Origin of the sequence: Amycolatopsis sp. NPDC049688, from assembly GCF_040674975.1 — a bacterium.
Lineage (GTDB): Bacteria > Actinomycetota > Actinomycetes > Mycobacteriales > Pseudonocardiaceae > Amycolatopsis.
On the sequence record NZ_JBFANY010000001.1, the window covers coordinates 796,413 to 810,491 of the forward strand.

Genomic DNA, 14,079 nt, shown 5'->3' on the forward strand with positions numbered 1-14,079 from the left:
TGGGTAACGACTGCTGTCTTGACGAAGGGAATGGTGAGCACTGTGACGGAAACCGTGGCTGAACCGACGGAGGTCCTGGACGACCGCGTCGTCGCGGGGATCTGCGCCGCACTCGAGTCCGTGCTGGAGACGGAGGTGCCCGACCTCGGCCCGGAGACCCGGCTCGCGGACGCGGGTCTCGACTCCACCGGCGTGCTGGAACTGCTGATGCAGCTGGAAGAGGCGCTGGGCATCGAGTTCGACGCGGAGAACCTGGAAATGAGCCACTTCGAGTCGGTGGGGTCGCTGGCCCGGTTCGTCTCGGCGGAAATGGCCGCCTGAGCGATGACCACGATCTCGCCGCCGATCACGGCGACCTGGCTGCGGTGCCACGACATCGCGCGGGCGGAAGGGATGGCCCCGGCGCTGGCCGCGCTGCACGCCGCGCTGCCGGCGGGGGCGCCGGTGTTCGGTGCCGGCGGGGCCGCAGTCCTGCCGACGCTGCCGACGCTGCCGGTGGACGGCGACGTGCTCGTGGTCCGGACCGCGGAGCTGCCGGGCGGCACCGTGGTCCTCGCCCGCACTCCCCGGCCCGCGGGCCCCGCCGACCCGGTCCTGGCGATCGGGTCGGTGTGGCTGCGGCTGGGCCTGTCCGGTGCCCTGCTCGACGCGGCCCTCGGCTACCTCGGTGGCCGCCGGAGCGGGGACACCACGCTGCTGCGCCGTCAGCTGGTCCAAGGCGCCGTCGCCGAGGCGCTGACCGGCCAGCTCCAGGTGCGGGCGGCCCTGACCGCGGACACCCCGGCACCGGCCGCACTGTCCTATCTGCACACCCGGCTCACCGAGTCCGACCGGGTCCTGCTGCGCCTGCTCGGGGCGGCGGGGTTCGCCCGGGGCGGCGCGGGTGAGGTCGCGGACGTCTCCGAGCTGCTCGCCGGGGCCTACACCCCGGAGGTCGCGGCGTGACGGCGACGGTGCTGGACGACCGGTTGCGGGCGCTGCGGGACGCGGCCCGCGAGTGGGGTGCGGAGTTCCGCACCGCGGGCGCCGGCCTGGACCTCGAACCCGACGGCGTCGGCGCGCACCTGGACCTCGCCGGGGTCCGCTGTCTCGCGTCCATGCTGATCCCGGCGGAGTTCGGGGGCGCCGGCCTGCGCCTGGGCGGGCACCGCTTCCACGGCATGACGGCGATCGAACGGGTGGTGGTGCTCGAAGAGCTCGCCCGCGGTGACGCCGGCCTGATGCTGGCCGGCCCGGGCGCGTCGATGTCCGGCGTGCTCGTCGACGTGCTGGCCGACCGGGAGCAGAAGGAGTGGTTCTACGGACGGCTCCTCGAACGTCCCACGTGGACGTTCTTCGCGCTCACCGAACCCGGCCGGGGATCCGACGCCGCCGCGCTGGAGACGGCGCTTTCGCCCGCGGCAGAAGGGGTGCACCGGCTCGACGGCCGCAAGAAGTACGTCGGCAACGCCGCGCGGGCCGCCCTCGGCGTCGTGTTCGCCCGGACCGGGCCCGGCCCGCTGGGCGTCACCGCGGTCCTGGTGGACACCGCGGACCCGGGGTACCGCGCCGAGCCGATCGAGACACTGGGGTTGCGGGCCGCGCGGATCTGCGAGGTGACGCTGGACGACGTGGCGGTGCCCGCCGAGCGCGTGCTCGGCCGGGACCGGTCGCCCGCCCGGCGCGGGATGTGGGCGTGCGTGCAGACCTTCAACCGGCTGCGCCCGGGCGTCGCCGCGATCGCGGTCGGCATCGCCGCGGCCGCCCACGACTCCGTGCTGGCCGGCCGGCTCCGGCTCGATCGCGCCGAGCGCGACCGGCTCGACGCGCTCGGCCACCGCATCGACAGCGTGCGCCACCTGGTGCACCTGTCCGCCGTCGAGGTCGACGCCGACGGCTCGCGCGGCCACCTCGCCTCGGCGGCCAAGGCCGAAGCGTGCCGGCTGGCCGAAGAAGCCACCCTCGCCGCCTGCAGCTTCTTCGGGCCGCGAGCCCGCTGGGACCACGCCGTGCTCGACAAGCTCGTCCGGGACGCGCGCGGGGTCGAGTTCATGGAGGGCGCGGGCAACATCCAGAAGCTCACCCTCTTCCAGGGCCTGATCGCGGGCAAGGTCGGGCGCGGCGACCCCTTCGCCGCCCACGCCGGGAAATCGTCGTCCGGAGGTTCGTCGTGCAGGTGATCACGAGGCCGGAGGAGTTCGACGTCACGGACCTGTACGTCGACCTCCGCCACGTCGTGGGCCGGCGGGTCCTGATGAAGTGCGAAGGCTTCAACTTCGCGCGGTCGAGCAAGCTCAAGCCGGCGCTGGAAATGGTGACGCTGGCCGAGCGCGCGGGCGTGCTGCGCCCGGGCTCGACCATCGTGGAGATGTCGTCGGGCAACCTCGGGGTGGCGCTGAGCCTGGTCGCGGCCAGCCGCGGGTACCGGTTCGTCTGCGTGACCGACCCGCGCAGCACGCTGCTCACCCGGCAGCTGATGCAGAACCTCGGCACCGAGGTGCTGGTCGCCCCCGACCCGGCCGCGGGCCTGCGGCTCGTCCGCAAGCTGTGCGCGGAGAACGACGGCTACACCTGGCTGGACCAGTACGCCAACGCGGGCAACTGGATGGCCCACTTCCGCTCCACCGGCCCGGACATCCTGCGCACGGTGCCGGACCTCGACGTGCTCTTCGTCGGCGTCGGTTCGGCCGGCACCCTCACCGGCTGCGCCCGCTACCTGCGGCAGGTCCGGCCGCAGGTGCGGATCGTGGCGGTCGAGTGCGTCGGGCCCGGGCCGCGCGCCGCCCGGCGCAGCACCGCGGTGCGCACCAGCGTGCGGTTCCCGGTCATCGACATGTCCCTTGTGGACGATCTGGTGCGGGTCGACGAGGCGGCCGCGATCCGCGCCTGCCGCCGGCTCGCGCTGAGCGGCTTCCTGCTCGGGGGCGGCTCCGGCATGGTGCTGGCGGGCGCACTGGGCTGGCTGGAGGAGAACGACGCGGCCACGGCGGTGGTGATCTCGCCCGACCTCGGTGACCGCTACCTGGACACGATCTACCAGGACCAGTGGGTCAAGGACAACTACGGCCCCGAAGCGCTGTTCGACGGTGCCGAACACGAATCCCCGTACGCCAAAACACTCTTCGAGGTGCCCTGATGACCGCGGTCGACGCGTTCCTGCCCCTGTCCACCGCACAGACCGACGTCTGGTACGACGAACAGCTGTCCGGGGGCGGCCTCGCCTACGCGATGGCGGACTACCTGGACATCTCCGGCCCGCTGGACGTCGAGGTGTTCCGGACGGCGCTGCGGGCGCTGGCCGACGAGGCCGAGTGCTTCCGCGCCCGGTTCGTCGAGGTCGAGGGCGAACCGCGGCAGCTCATCGAGCCGCTGACCGACCTCCCGATCCGCTACCCGGACGTGACCGGGGAAGCCGACCCGGAGGCCGCCGCGCTCGAGTGGATGCACGAAGACATGCGGCACCCGTTCTCCCTCGAAGACTTCCCGCTGTTCCGCGGCGCCCTGATCAAGGTCGGCGCGCAGCGGCACTTCTGGTACCTCACCACGCACCACCTCATCGGCGACGGGTTCAGCGCGGCGATCTGCCACCGCCGGCTGGGGGAGCTCTACAACGCCCTGCTGAACGGCGAGGACCCGGGACGCAGCGCCCTGCCGCCGTTCCGGCTGCTGCTCGACGCCGACCTCGCCTACCAGGACTCCCCGCACCGGCTGCGCGACAAGGCGTTCTGGAGCCGGCACTTCGACACCACGCCCGACCTGGTCAGCCTGTCCGGCAAGGAACCGGCGCCGGCCCGCGGCTTCCTGCGCCGCACGATGGTGCTGCCCGCGGAGACGGCGAAGGCCGTGCGCGAGGCGGCCGCGGCGGCGAAGGTGACGCTGCCGACGTTCTTCATCGCCGCGATGGCGGCCTACACGCAACGGCTTTCGGGCATCAAGGACCTGCTGCTGACCGTCCCGGTCGCGGCGCGTGCGGGCGTGCGCTCGCGGGCGACCCCGGGCATGGTCGCGAACTACCTGCCGCTGCGGATGATCGTCGAGCCGCAGACGACGATCGCCGAGCTGCTGTCCCAGGCGTCGGGCGAGCTCGCCGCGACGCTGAAGCACCAGCGCTACCACGTGAACCAGATCCGCCGGGACATCGGCGTGCGCAGCGACGAGCGCCGCCCGTTCGGCGGCCCGTTCGTCAACGTGCTGCCGCCCGAGCCCGGCCTGCGGCTCGGCGACTGCCACACGCGCGTGATGAACCTGTCGACCGGCATCACCAACGACCTGTCGCTGACCGTCCTCGACGTCACCGAGGACATCATCGAGATCCACCTGAACGGCAACCCCGACCTGTACGACGCCGAGGGCGTCTCGGCCCACCTGGAGCGGCTCGCCGGGTTCGTCGGCCGCCTCGCCGAGGCCGACGCTTCGGCGGTCCTGGGCTCGGTCGACGTCGTGTCGGCCGACGAACTCGGCGAGCTGCTGGCGGCCGGGGTCGGCGCCGCCGGGGAGGTGGGGGCCGATGTGGTGTCGCGGGTGTGCGACATCGCGCTGGCCTCGCCGGACGCGCCCGCGGTGGCCGACGGCGGCGACTGGGTGTCCTACGCGTCCCTGGCCGGCCGCGCGAGCGCACTGTCCCGCCGGCTTCCGTCCCGGGGTGTGGTCGGGGTGCTGGCCGAGCCGGGCGCCGGGTTCGTGGCGGCCGTGCTGGGTGTGCTCTGGTCGGGGTCCGCCTTCGTGCCGCTGGACGCCGGGATGCCGGTGGCCCGCCTGGCCGGGTTGCTCGCCGACGCGGGCGCGACCGCTGTGGTGGTGGGGGCCGGGTACGAGGAGCTGGCGGCTTCCGTGGTGGCGGCCACCGGGGCCGGGATCGTCGTGCTGGATGACGCCGAAGACGCGGAATGGGCGCCGGTTCACCGCGGCGACGCGGGGCTGGACCTGGGGTACGTGATTTTCACGTCGGGTTCGACGGGCCGTCCGAAGGGCGCGATGGTGCACCGCCGGGGGATGGTCAACCACCTCCTCGCCAAGGTGGAGGACCTCGGCCTGGCGTCGTCGGACCTCGTGGTGCAGAACGCCCCGGTGACGTTCGACGTTTCGGTGTGGCAGATGCTCGCGCCGCTGCTGGTGGGCGGCCGGGTCCGGGTGGTTTCCCGGGCGGTCGCGGCCGACCCGGACGCGTTGTTCGGGTTGATCCGGGCCGAGGGTGTTTCGGTGCTGGAGGTCGTGCCGTCGCTGCTGCGGGCGGCCCTGGACTCCTGGGACCTGGCCGGGCGGTCCGTCGATGTCTCGGGACTGCGCTGGCTCGTCGTGACGGGCGAGGCGCTGCCACCGGACCTCACCGCGCGCTGGTCCGCGCGGTACCCGGACGTGCCGCTGGTGAACGCCTACGGGCCGACGGAGTGCTCGGACGACGTGACGCACGCGGTGATCCGGTCCGCCGTCGACGTGGTGCCGATCGGCCACGCGGTCCGGAATTCCCGGCTGTACGTGCTGGGTGACGAGCTGCGCCCGGTGCCCGCCGGCGCGGTCGGCGAGCTGTTCGTCGGCGGGCTGGTCGTGGGCCGCGGCTATGTCGGCGACCCGGCCAAGACCGCGGCGGTGTTCGTCGCGGACCCGTTCGGCGGCCGGGGCGCGCGGATGTACCGCACCGGTGACCGGGTCCGGATGCGTCCCGACGGTCAGCTGGAATTCGTGGAGCGGCGGGACTTCCAGGTGAAGATCCGCGGCCACCGCATCGAGCTCGGCGAGATCGAGAGCGTCCTGCGGTCCGTGCCCGGGGTGCTGGACGCCGTCGTGCGGGTGCTCACCGACGCCGACGGCGGCAAACGGCTCGCCGGCTACCTCATCGGTGTCGACGGCGAAGGCCCGATCGACGCCGGTGCCGTGCGCAGCACCGCCCAGCAGCTGCTGCCGGACTACATGGTGCCGTCGGCGCTGGTCGTGCTCGGCGAACTGCCGCTGACCGAACACGGCAAAGTCGACCGCGAGGCGCTGCCCGCCCCGGACTTCCGGGCCGAGGTCGTCGGGCGCCGCCCCCGCAACACCGTCGAAACCGTCGTCTGCGACATCCTCGCCGAGGTCCTTTCGGTGCCGCGGGTGTACATCGACGACAACTTCTTCGCCCTCGGCGGCGACAGCATCAGCGCGATCCAGGTCGCCGGCCGCGCCCGCACGGCGGGTATCGAGCTCACCCCGCGGGACATCCTCGAGCGGCGGACGCCGGCCGCCATCGCCGAGCAGGTCTCGGTCCGCGAGCCGGGTGCCGACGTCGTCGCCGTGGCCGACGGGCCGCTGGTCGAGCTGACCGGCGACGAACTGCGCGAACTGGCCCCCGAGGGCGGCCGGATCGAGGACGCGTGGCCGCTTTCCGCACTGCAGCAGGGGTTGCTGTTCCACTCGGAGTTCGACCCCGACGGCGTCGACGTCTACACCGTGCAGGCCACCGCGGACCTCGCCGGCCCGCTCGACGTCGAAGCCCTGCGCCAGGCGTGCGCGGCGCTGCTGCGCCGGTACGCGACCCTGCGCGCCTACTTCCGGCACCGTCGCGGCGGCGACGCCGTGCAGCTGATCGCCGCCGAGGTCGCCCTGCCGTGGGCCGAGATCGACCTCTCCGTGCTGCCCGGGCCCGAGCGCGAGGAGCGGCTGGGCCGGCTGGCGGCCGAGGACCGGGAGCGCCGGTTCGACCTCGCGCACCCGCCGCTGGTCCGGTTCACCCTGATCAAGATCGCGGCCGGCCGCTACCGGTTCCTCTGGACCGCCCACCACATCGCCACCGACGGCTGGTCGGTGCCGATCCTCATCCGCGAACTGGCCACCCTGTACGCGCAGGGCCCGGCGGCGGCGCTGCCCGAGGTGGCGCCGTTCCGGAACTACCTCGCCTGGCTCGGCCGCCAGGACGAGCAGGAAGCCCGGCGGGCCTGGCGCGACGTGCTCGACGGCCTCTCCGAGCCGACGAAGGTGGCGCCGGAGCTCGACGGTCACCTGACGGCGGTGCCGGCGTCGGCCGAGCTGGTGCTGACCCGGGACGAGACCGCCGAGCTGGTGGCGTGGGGCCGGCGGCACGAGCTCACCCTGAACACCGTCGTGCAGGCGTGCTGGGCGGTCCTGGTCGGCCGGCTCACCGGACGGCGGGACGTCGTCTTCGGCTCGGTCACCTCCGGGCGCCCGGCGGAGCTGCCGGGGGTGGAGACGATGGTCGGGATGTTCATCAACACCGTGCCGGTCCGGGCGGACCTCGACCCGGCGGGCACGCTCGACGAGCTGCTGGTCTCCCTGCGCGACCAGCAGGCCACCATGTCGGCCTACCAGCACGTCGGCCTGGCCGAGGTGCAGCACGACGTGCCCGCCCTGGCCGGCACCGGCGAGCTGTTCGACACCGCCATCGTGTTCGAGAACGTGCCCGCGGACGACGAGGGCACCGAGGTGGTCCTGGGTGCCGACGTGCGGGTGCTCGACGCCGTCACCGAGGACTCCCGCCACTACCCGCTGAGCCTGGTCGTGAACCCGGGCCGGGAGCTGGCGTTCCGCTTCGACTACGCCCCCGAGGCGTTCGACGAGGAGCGCGTCGGCCTGGTCACCCGCATGTTCCGGCACCTGCTCGACACCACGCTCGCCGATTCCTCGGTGGCCCTCGGGCGGGTGGACGTGGTCTCGCCCGCCGAGCCGGAGCGCGGCGCCGGGGCCACCGGGCCGGTCGGTCCCGACGTGGTGTCGCGAGTCTGCGACATCGCGCTGGCCTCACCGGACGCGGCCGCGGTGGCCGACGGCGGCGACTGGGTTTCCTACCGGTCGCTGGCCGGCCGGGCGAGTGCGTTGTCCCGCCGGCTTCCGTCCCGGGGTGTGGTCGGGGTGCTGGCCGATCCCGGGGTGGGCTTCGTGACGGCCGTGCTGGGCGTGCTGTGGTCCGGGTCGGCCTACGTGCCCTTGGACCCGACGCTGCCGGTGGCCCGGCTGGCCGGGCTGCTGGCGGATTCCGGCGCCGCGTCCATCGTGGTGGGTGCGGGCTTCGAGGACCTGGCGGCCGAGATCGCCGGCGGCGGTACCGAAATCGTCGTGCTGGATGACGCCGAAGACGCGGAGTGGGCGCCGGTGTCCCGCGGCGACGCCGGTCTGGACCTGGGGTACGTGATCTTCACGTCGGGTTCGACGGGCCGCCCGAAGGGGGCGATGGTGCACCGCCGGGGGATGGTCAACCACCTGCTGGCGAAGGTGGAGGACCTCGGGCTGACGTCGTCGGATGTGGTGGTGCAGAACGCGCCGGTGACGTTCGACGTTTCGGTGTGGCAGATGCTGGCGCCGCTGCTGGTCGGTGGCCGGGTCCGGGTGGTGTCGCGGATTGTCGCGGCCGACCCGGACGCGTTGTTCGGGTTGATCCGGGCCGAGGGTGTTTCGGTGCTGGAGGTCGTGCCGTCGTTGCTGCGGGCGGCGCTGGATTCCTGGGATCTGGCCGGACAGCCGGATGTCTCGGGCCTGCGCTGGCTGGTGGTGACCGGTGAGGCGCTGCCGCCGGACCTGTGCGCGCGGTGGTTCGCCCGGTTCCCGGAGGTGCCGCTGGTGAACGCCTACGGGCCGACGGAGTGCTCGGACGATGTGACACACGCGGTGATCCGGTCCGGCCCCGCGGTGGTGCCGATCGGCCGCGCGGTGCGGAATTCCCGGCTGTACGTGCTGGGTGACGAGCTGCGCCCGGTGCCGCCCGGGGTGGTGGGCGAGCTGTTCGTCGGCGGGCTGGTCGTCGGCCGGGGGTACGTCGGCGATCCCGCCAAGACCGCGGCGGTGTTCGTCGCGGATCCCTTCGGCGAGCCCGGGACCCGGATGTACCGGACCGGCGACCGCGTCCGGATGCGCGCGGACGGTCAGCTGGAGTTCGTGGAGCGGCGGGACTTCCAGGTGAAGATCCGCGGCCACCGCATCGAACTCGGCGAGATCGAAGCCTGCCTCGCCGCGCACCCCGCGGTCGGCGAAGCGGTCGTCACGGTGCACGGCACGGGCAACGAGCGGCGGCTGGTCGGGTACCTCACCGGTTCGGCGACCGCCGAAGAACTGCGCGAGCACGCGACCGCGCAGCTGCCGGCGTACATGGTCCCGGGCGCCTACCTCGTCCTCGACCGCTTCCCGCTGACCGCGCACGGCAAGATCGACCGCAAGGCGCTGCCGGCCCCGGAACAGGACACCGGCGCGGCCGTCCGCGGGCCGCGCACGCCGGTCGAAGCCACGTTGTGCGAAATCTGGGCCGACGTGCTCGGCGTGCCCGAGGTCGGCATCGACGACGACTTCTTCGTCATCGGCGGGCATTCCCTGCTGGCGAACTCCGTCGTGAGCCGCGTCCGGTCCGCTTTGGCCGCCGCACTGTCCATCCGGGACCTGTTCGAGGCGCGGACCGTCAGCCGGCTCGCGGGCCGGCTCGTCTCGGCGGGCCAGGCGGGCGCCGGCTTCCGGAAGCTCGAGCGGCCGGACCGGATCCCGCTGTCCCACGCGCAGACCCGGATGTGGTTCCTGAACCGGCTCGAAGGCGCCGGGTACAACATCCCCCTGGCCGTCCGGCTCGGCGGGGATCTCGACCGGGCCGCGCTGGCGGCCGCGCTCGACGACGTCGTCGAGCGGCACGAAATCCTGCGCACGGTCTTCCCCGACGTCGACGGCGTCCCGTACCAGCAGGTGCTCCCGGCCGCCCCGGGCCTGCTGGTCACGGCGGCGGTCGCCGAGGACGGGCTCACCGCGACGCTGGAAGCCGCGGCGAGCCACGGCTTCGACCTCGCCACCGACCGCCCGCTGCGCGCCACCCTGTACGACACCGGGGACGAGCACGTGCTGCTGCTCGTCCTGCACCACATCGCCGGCGACGGCTGGTCGGTCGACGTGCTGGCCCGCGACCTGGCCACCGCGTACGACGCGCGGGTGCGGGGAGCCGCGCCCGGCTGGGCGGAGCTGCCCGCGCAGTACGCCGACTACGCGGTCTGGCAGCGCGAGCTGCTCGACGACCGGCAGGCGGCGGAGCGGCAGTGGGAGTACTGGCGCGACGCGCTCGACGGCGTCCCCGACGAGCTGCGGCTGCCCGCCGACCTCCCGCGCCGGGGCGCCACCGCCTTCCGCGGCGGCTCGGCCGGCTTCGAGGTGCCCCCGTCGGTCCACAAGGGACTGACCGCGCTGGCCCGCCGGTCCGGCGCCAGCGTCTTCATGGTGGTGCAGGCGGCGGTGGCCGCGCTGCTCACCAAGCACGGCGCGGGCACGGACATCCCGCTGGGCAGCCTCGTCGCGGGCCGGTCGGAGGAGGTGACGAACGACCTCGTCGGGTTCTTCGTGAACACTCTGGTCCTGCGCACCGACACCGGCCGCAACCCGACGTTCGCGCAGCTCGTCGCCCGGGTGCGCGACACCGACCTGGAGGCGTACGCGCACCAGGACCTGCCGTTCGAGCTGCTGCTCGAGCTGGCCCGGCCCGCGCGGTCGCTGTCCCGGCAGCCGTTGTTCCAGGTCATGCTGTCGTACTACGAGGTCCCGGACCCGCGGTTCGAGATCGGCGGCCTGCGGGTGCGGCCGGAGATCCTGCCGGCGACGGGCGCGAAGTTCAAGTTCGACCTGACGTTCCAGCTCGGCGAGCGCCCCGGCGACGGCGGCCTGGAAGGCAGCATCGAGTACTGCGCCGACCTGTTCACCCCCGAGACGGCAGAGCTGCTGGCCGAGCGGCTGAACCGGCTGCTGGCGGCGGTGGCGGAGGACCCGGAGCTGCCGTTGAGCCGGATCGAGCTGCAGACCCCGGCCGAGCTCGGCCGGCTCGCGCCGCCGCCCGCCGGGGAGCCGGCGGAGCTGCCCGCGCTGCGGAACACCCGCGCCCCGGCGTTGATCGGGGCGGACGGCCGGCTCAGCCACGCCCAGCTGCGCCGCCGCGTGACAACGGAGGCCCGCAAGCTGGCGGCGGCCGGAGTGGGTCCGGAGTGGACGGTGACGATCGCCGCGGAGTCACCGGCGGAGCGGGTGGTCCACGTCCTCGCCGCACTGCAGGCGGGAGCGGCGTACCGGCTGGCCGACCCGGCGGAGGAGCCCGGCGTGGTGATCGAGGTCGCTGCCCCGGACACCGCAGCGGCGGCGCCCGATGCGGAGGTCGGCCGCTCGGAGCGCGGCCGACCGGCTGCCGGGACTCCGGCCGCTCCTGGGGCCGAGATCGGCCGCTCGCAGAGCGGCCGTGTGGCTACCGGTGCTGGAGCTCCGGTCGCTCACGGCGCGGAGGCCGGTGGCTCGCCCAGCCTCCCGGCGCCGGCTCCCGGGGCGGAGGCTGGTCGCTCGCAGAGCGGCCGGGCGCTGTCCGAAGGCAGGGCCCCGGTGGCTCCCGGCCACGCGGCCGCCCACCTCCCCGACGGCACCATCCTCACCCGCCGCGCCCTCGCCGAGTCCGTCGCCGCCCTCCGGGAGTCCATTCCGGACGGCAGCCGCGTGATCGTTCCCGAGCTGCCCGGCGCGATCCCCGCCGTGCTCGCCGCGCTGGCCGCCGAGGGCTCGGTGCACTTCGCCGAGGCCGGAACCGGCGACGCCACCGCACTCGCTCGGCTGCTCGAAGGCGAACTCCCCGCCGTCCTGTTCGCCACCGGGCACCAGGTCCGGGCCCTCGCGGCCCGGCACGAACACGCCCTCGCCGGAGTGCGGCTGATCGTCACCGGCGAGCCGCTCGCCGCTCCCCTCACCGAACGGCTCCACCGCGCCGGCGCCGAAGTCGGACCCGGCACCCCGGCTCACGCCTACGTCCTCGACGAGACACTCCGGCCCGTCCCGCCGGGCGCCCACGGTGAGCTCTGGCTCGCCGGCCCGGCCCTCGCCCGCGGCTACGCGGACCGGCCCGGCGACACCGCTGTGCGGTTCGTCGCGGACCCGTTCGTGCCCGGGGCGCGGATGTACCGCACCGGCGACCTGGCCCGCCGCCGGCTCGACGGCCGCCTGGAACCGGTGGCCGCGGCCGTGCGGGTCCGCGGGTTCGCCGTCCGGCCGGTCGAGGTCGAGGCCGCGCTGCTGGGGCACCCGGGCGTCGCGGCGGCCGAAGTCGTCGTCCGCGACGACCGGATCGTCGCCTACGTCGTGCCCCGCGGCGACACCGGAGACCTCCGCGAGCACCTGACACGGGAACTGCCGGACTTCGCGGTGCCGTCGGCGATCGTCGAGATCGACGCCATCCCGCTGACGGCCGCGGGCGAGCTCGACCACGCGAAGCTGCCCGCACCGGCGACGCCGGCCCAAGGAGGCACGCCGGCCGAGGAGGTCCTGCGGCTGGCCTTCGCCGAGACGCTCGGCCTGCCCGAGGTCGACGTCGACGCGGACTTCTTCGCCCTGGGCGGCAACAGCCTGCTCTCGGTGCGGCTGGTCGCGCTGGCCCGCAACGCCGGCCTGCGGTTCACCGTCGCGGACGTCCTGACGCACGGGACCGTCGAGCACCTGGCCGCGCTGGCCGCGTCCGGCGACGACACCGGCGAGGTGCTCGACCCGTTCGCCCCGGTGCTGCCGATCCGGCCGGACGGTGACCGCGAGCCGCTGTTCTGCGTGCACGCCGGACTCGGGCTGAGCCTGCCGTACCTCGGGCTCGTCCAGCACCTCGACCCCGGCCGGCCGCTGTACGGCCTGCAGTCGCCGAACGTCGGCTCCGGCGGCGAGCTGCCGGTCAGCGTCGAGGACGTCGCCGAGGAGTACGCCGCCCGGATCCGCGAGATCCAGCCGTCGGGCCCGTACCACCTGCTCGGCTGGTCGTTCGGCGGCCTGCTGGCGCACGAAATCGCCGTGCAGCTGCAGGAAGCGGGCGAGCGGGTGGACAGCCTGTTCGTGCTGGACAGCTTCCCGGTCGACGCGGAAGACCAGACGCCGCCGACGAAGCAGGAGCTGCTGGTCAGCTTCCTGGAACACCTTGGTTACGAAGCGGACGAGAACGCCGAGCTGTCCCCAGCGGACGTCCTCGGCGTCCTGAGCCGCGGCGGGTCGCGGCTGGCCGGGATCGGCGAGGACCGGATGTCCCGGGTGCTCGACGTGATGGCCAACAACGGTGAGCTCGCCCTCCGCTACGAGCCCGCCCGGTTCTCGGGACGCCTGCTGCTGTTCCTGGCCGCCGAGGGGCGGACCGAAGACGACCTCGCCGCGCGGCCGGGCCAGTGGTCGCCCTACGTCGACGGCGCGATCGAGACGCACCGCATCGACTGCGGGCACGAATTCATGATGCACCCGCAAGCCCAGGCCGCCATCGGCCGGATCGTCGCCGCCGAACTGGACGGCTCTTCCGAGGAGGACGAATGAGTGTGATTGCCCCGGCCGGTTCCCGGCGGTTGTCCGACGCCGTGGTCGAGGTGCTGGCGCTCGCCGGGCGCCGCCTCACCCACCTGCGCAACGTCCCGGGCCGCCTGCTCGCGGTCACGCTGAACCCGCTGATCACCATGCTGGCGATCGGGTACGTGTTCAAGGACGCGGTGATCGTGCCGGGCAGCGGCAGCTACCCGGAGTTCCTGTTCCCGGCCGCGCTGATGCAGGTCGGCCTGGCCGGCATCGCGCCCACCGCGATCGCCGTGGCCACCGACCTCAACGGCGGCCTGACCGACCGGTTCCGCTCGCTGCCGATCGTCCGGCCGGCCGTGCTGATCGGGCATTCCCTCGGCGACTTCCTGGTCGGCCTGATCGCCCTGGCCATCACCGTGGCGTCGGGCCTGCTCGTCGGCGGCCGGGTGCACACCGGGTTCCTGCCGCTGCTGGGCGGCCTCGCCCTGCTCGTCGTGTTCCTCTACGCGATGATCTGGGTCGGCATCCTGCTCGGCCTGTCGCTGCGCAACCCGGAGGCCATCGACGGCATCGGCGCGGTGGCGACGCTCGGCCTTTCCTTCCTCTCCAACGCCTTCATGTCGACCGACCGGCTGCCGGCGTGGCTGCGGCCGGTCGCGGAGTGGAACCCGGTCAGCTCGGTGACCACCGCGGTCCGCCGCCTGTGGGGCACGCCGGTCGACGAGACCGGCTTCCCGGCCCAGCACCCGGGCGTGGTCGTGGCGATCACCCTGGTCGTCACGCTGGTCCTGGCCGGGGGACTGAGCTTCCGCAAGTACCGCACGATCGCGTAGTCAGGTGGCGGTCAGCGGGCCGTCAGCCGATCCGAAC

At 73.9% G+C, this 14,079-nt stretch carries 6 protein-coding genes; all 6 read left to right on the forward strand.

From position 1 onward, the window contains the following. Positions 1-54: 54 nt before the first annotated feature. The 6 genes from AB0J55_RS03330 to AB0J55_RS03355 are packed head-to-tail and all read left to right on the forward strand — an operon-like array spanning position 55 to position 14,042. Positions 55-321: an acyl carrier protein gene (locus AB0J55_RS03330; RefSeq protein ID WP_364242090.1), complete on the forward strand. Its 267-nt coding sequence runs from the start codon at positions 55-57 to the stop codon at positions 319-321. Positions 322-324: 3 nt separating this feature from the next. Further along, a complete protein-coding gene (locus AB0J55_RS03335; protein WP_364242093.1) occupies positions 325-945 on the forward strand; it encodes a DUF2786 domain-containing protein in 621 nt (206 codons plus the stop codon). Continuing rightward, positions 942-2,159, forward strand: a complete 1,218-nt coding sequence (locus tag AB0J55_RS03340) for an acyl-CoA dehydrogenase family protein (RefSeq protein ID WP_364242096.1) — start codon at positions 942-944, stop codon at positions 2,157-2,159. Before AB0J55_RS03335 ends, AB0J55_RS03340 begins: the two co-directional genes overlap by 4 nt. Continuing rightward, the gene (locus AB0J55_RS03345) at positions 2,150-3,115 is read left to right on the forward strand and encodes a pyridoxal-phosphate dependent enzyme (protein ID WP_364242099.1); all 966 of its coding nucleotides are present in this window, start codon (positions 2,150-2,152) and stop codon (positions 3,113-3,115) included. Before AB0J55_RS03340 ends, AB0J55_RS03345 begins: the two co-directional genes overlap by 10 nt. Beyond that, positions 3,115-13,233 (forward strand): amino acid adenylation domain-containing protein, encoded by a 10,119-nt coding sequence (locus AB0J55_RS03350; RefSeq protein WP_364242102.1) that lies wholly within the window; start codon positions 3,115-3,117, stop codon positions 13,231-13,233. Before AB0J55_RS03345 ends, AB0J55_RS03350 begins: the two co-directional genes overlap by 1 nt. Further along, positions 13,230-14,042, forward strand: a complete 813-nt coding sequence (locus AB0J55_RS03355; RefSeq protein WP_364242105.1) for an ABC transporter permease — start codon at positions 13,230-13,232, stop codon at positions 14,040-14,042. Before AB0J55_RS03350 ends, AB0J55_RS03355 begins: the two co-directional genes overlap by 4 nt. Positions 14,043-14,079: the final 37 nt, after the last annotated feature.

Bases quoted from the DNA above. Each gene is read 5' to 3' on its own strand.
- AB0J55_RS03335 (WP_364242093.1), top strand. From the start codon at position 325: ATGACCACGATCTCGCCGCCGATCACGGCGACCTGGCTGCGGTGCCAC.
- AB0J55_RS03350 (WP_364242102.1), top strand. From the start codon at position 3,115: ATGACCGCGGTCGACGCGTTCCTGCCCCTGTCCACCGCACAGACCGAC.
- AB0J55_RS03355 (WP_364242105.1), top strand. From the start codon at position 13,230: ATGAGTGTGATTGCCCCGGCCGGTTCCCGGCGGTTGTCCGACGCCGTG.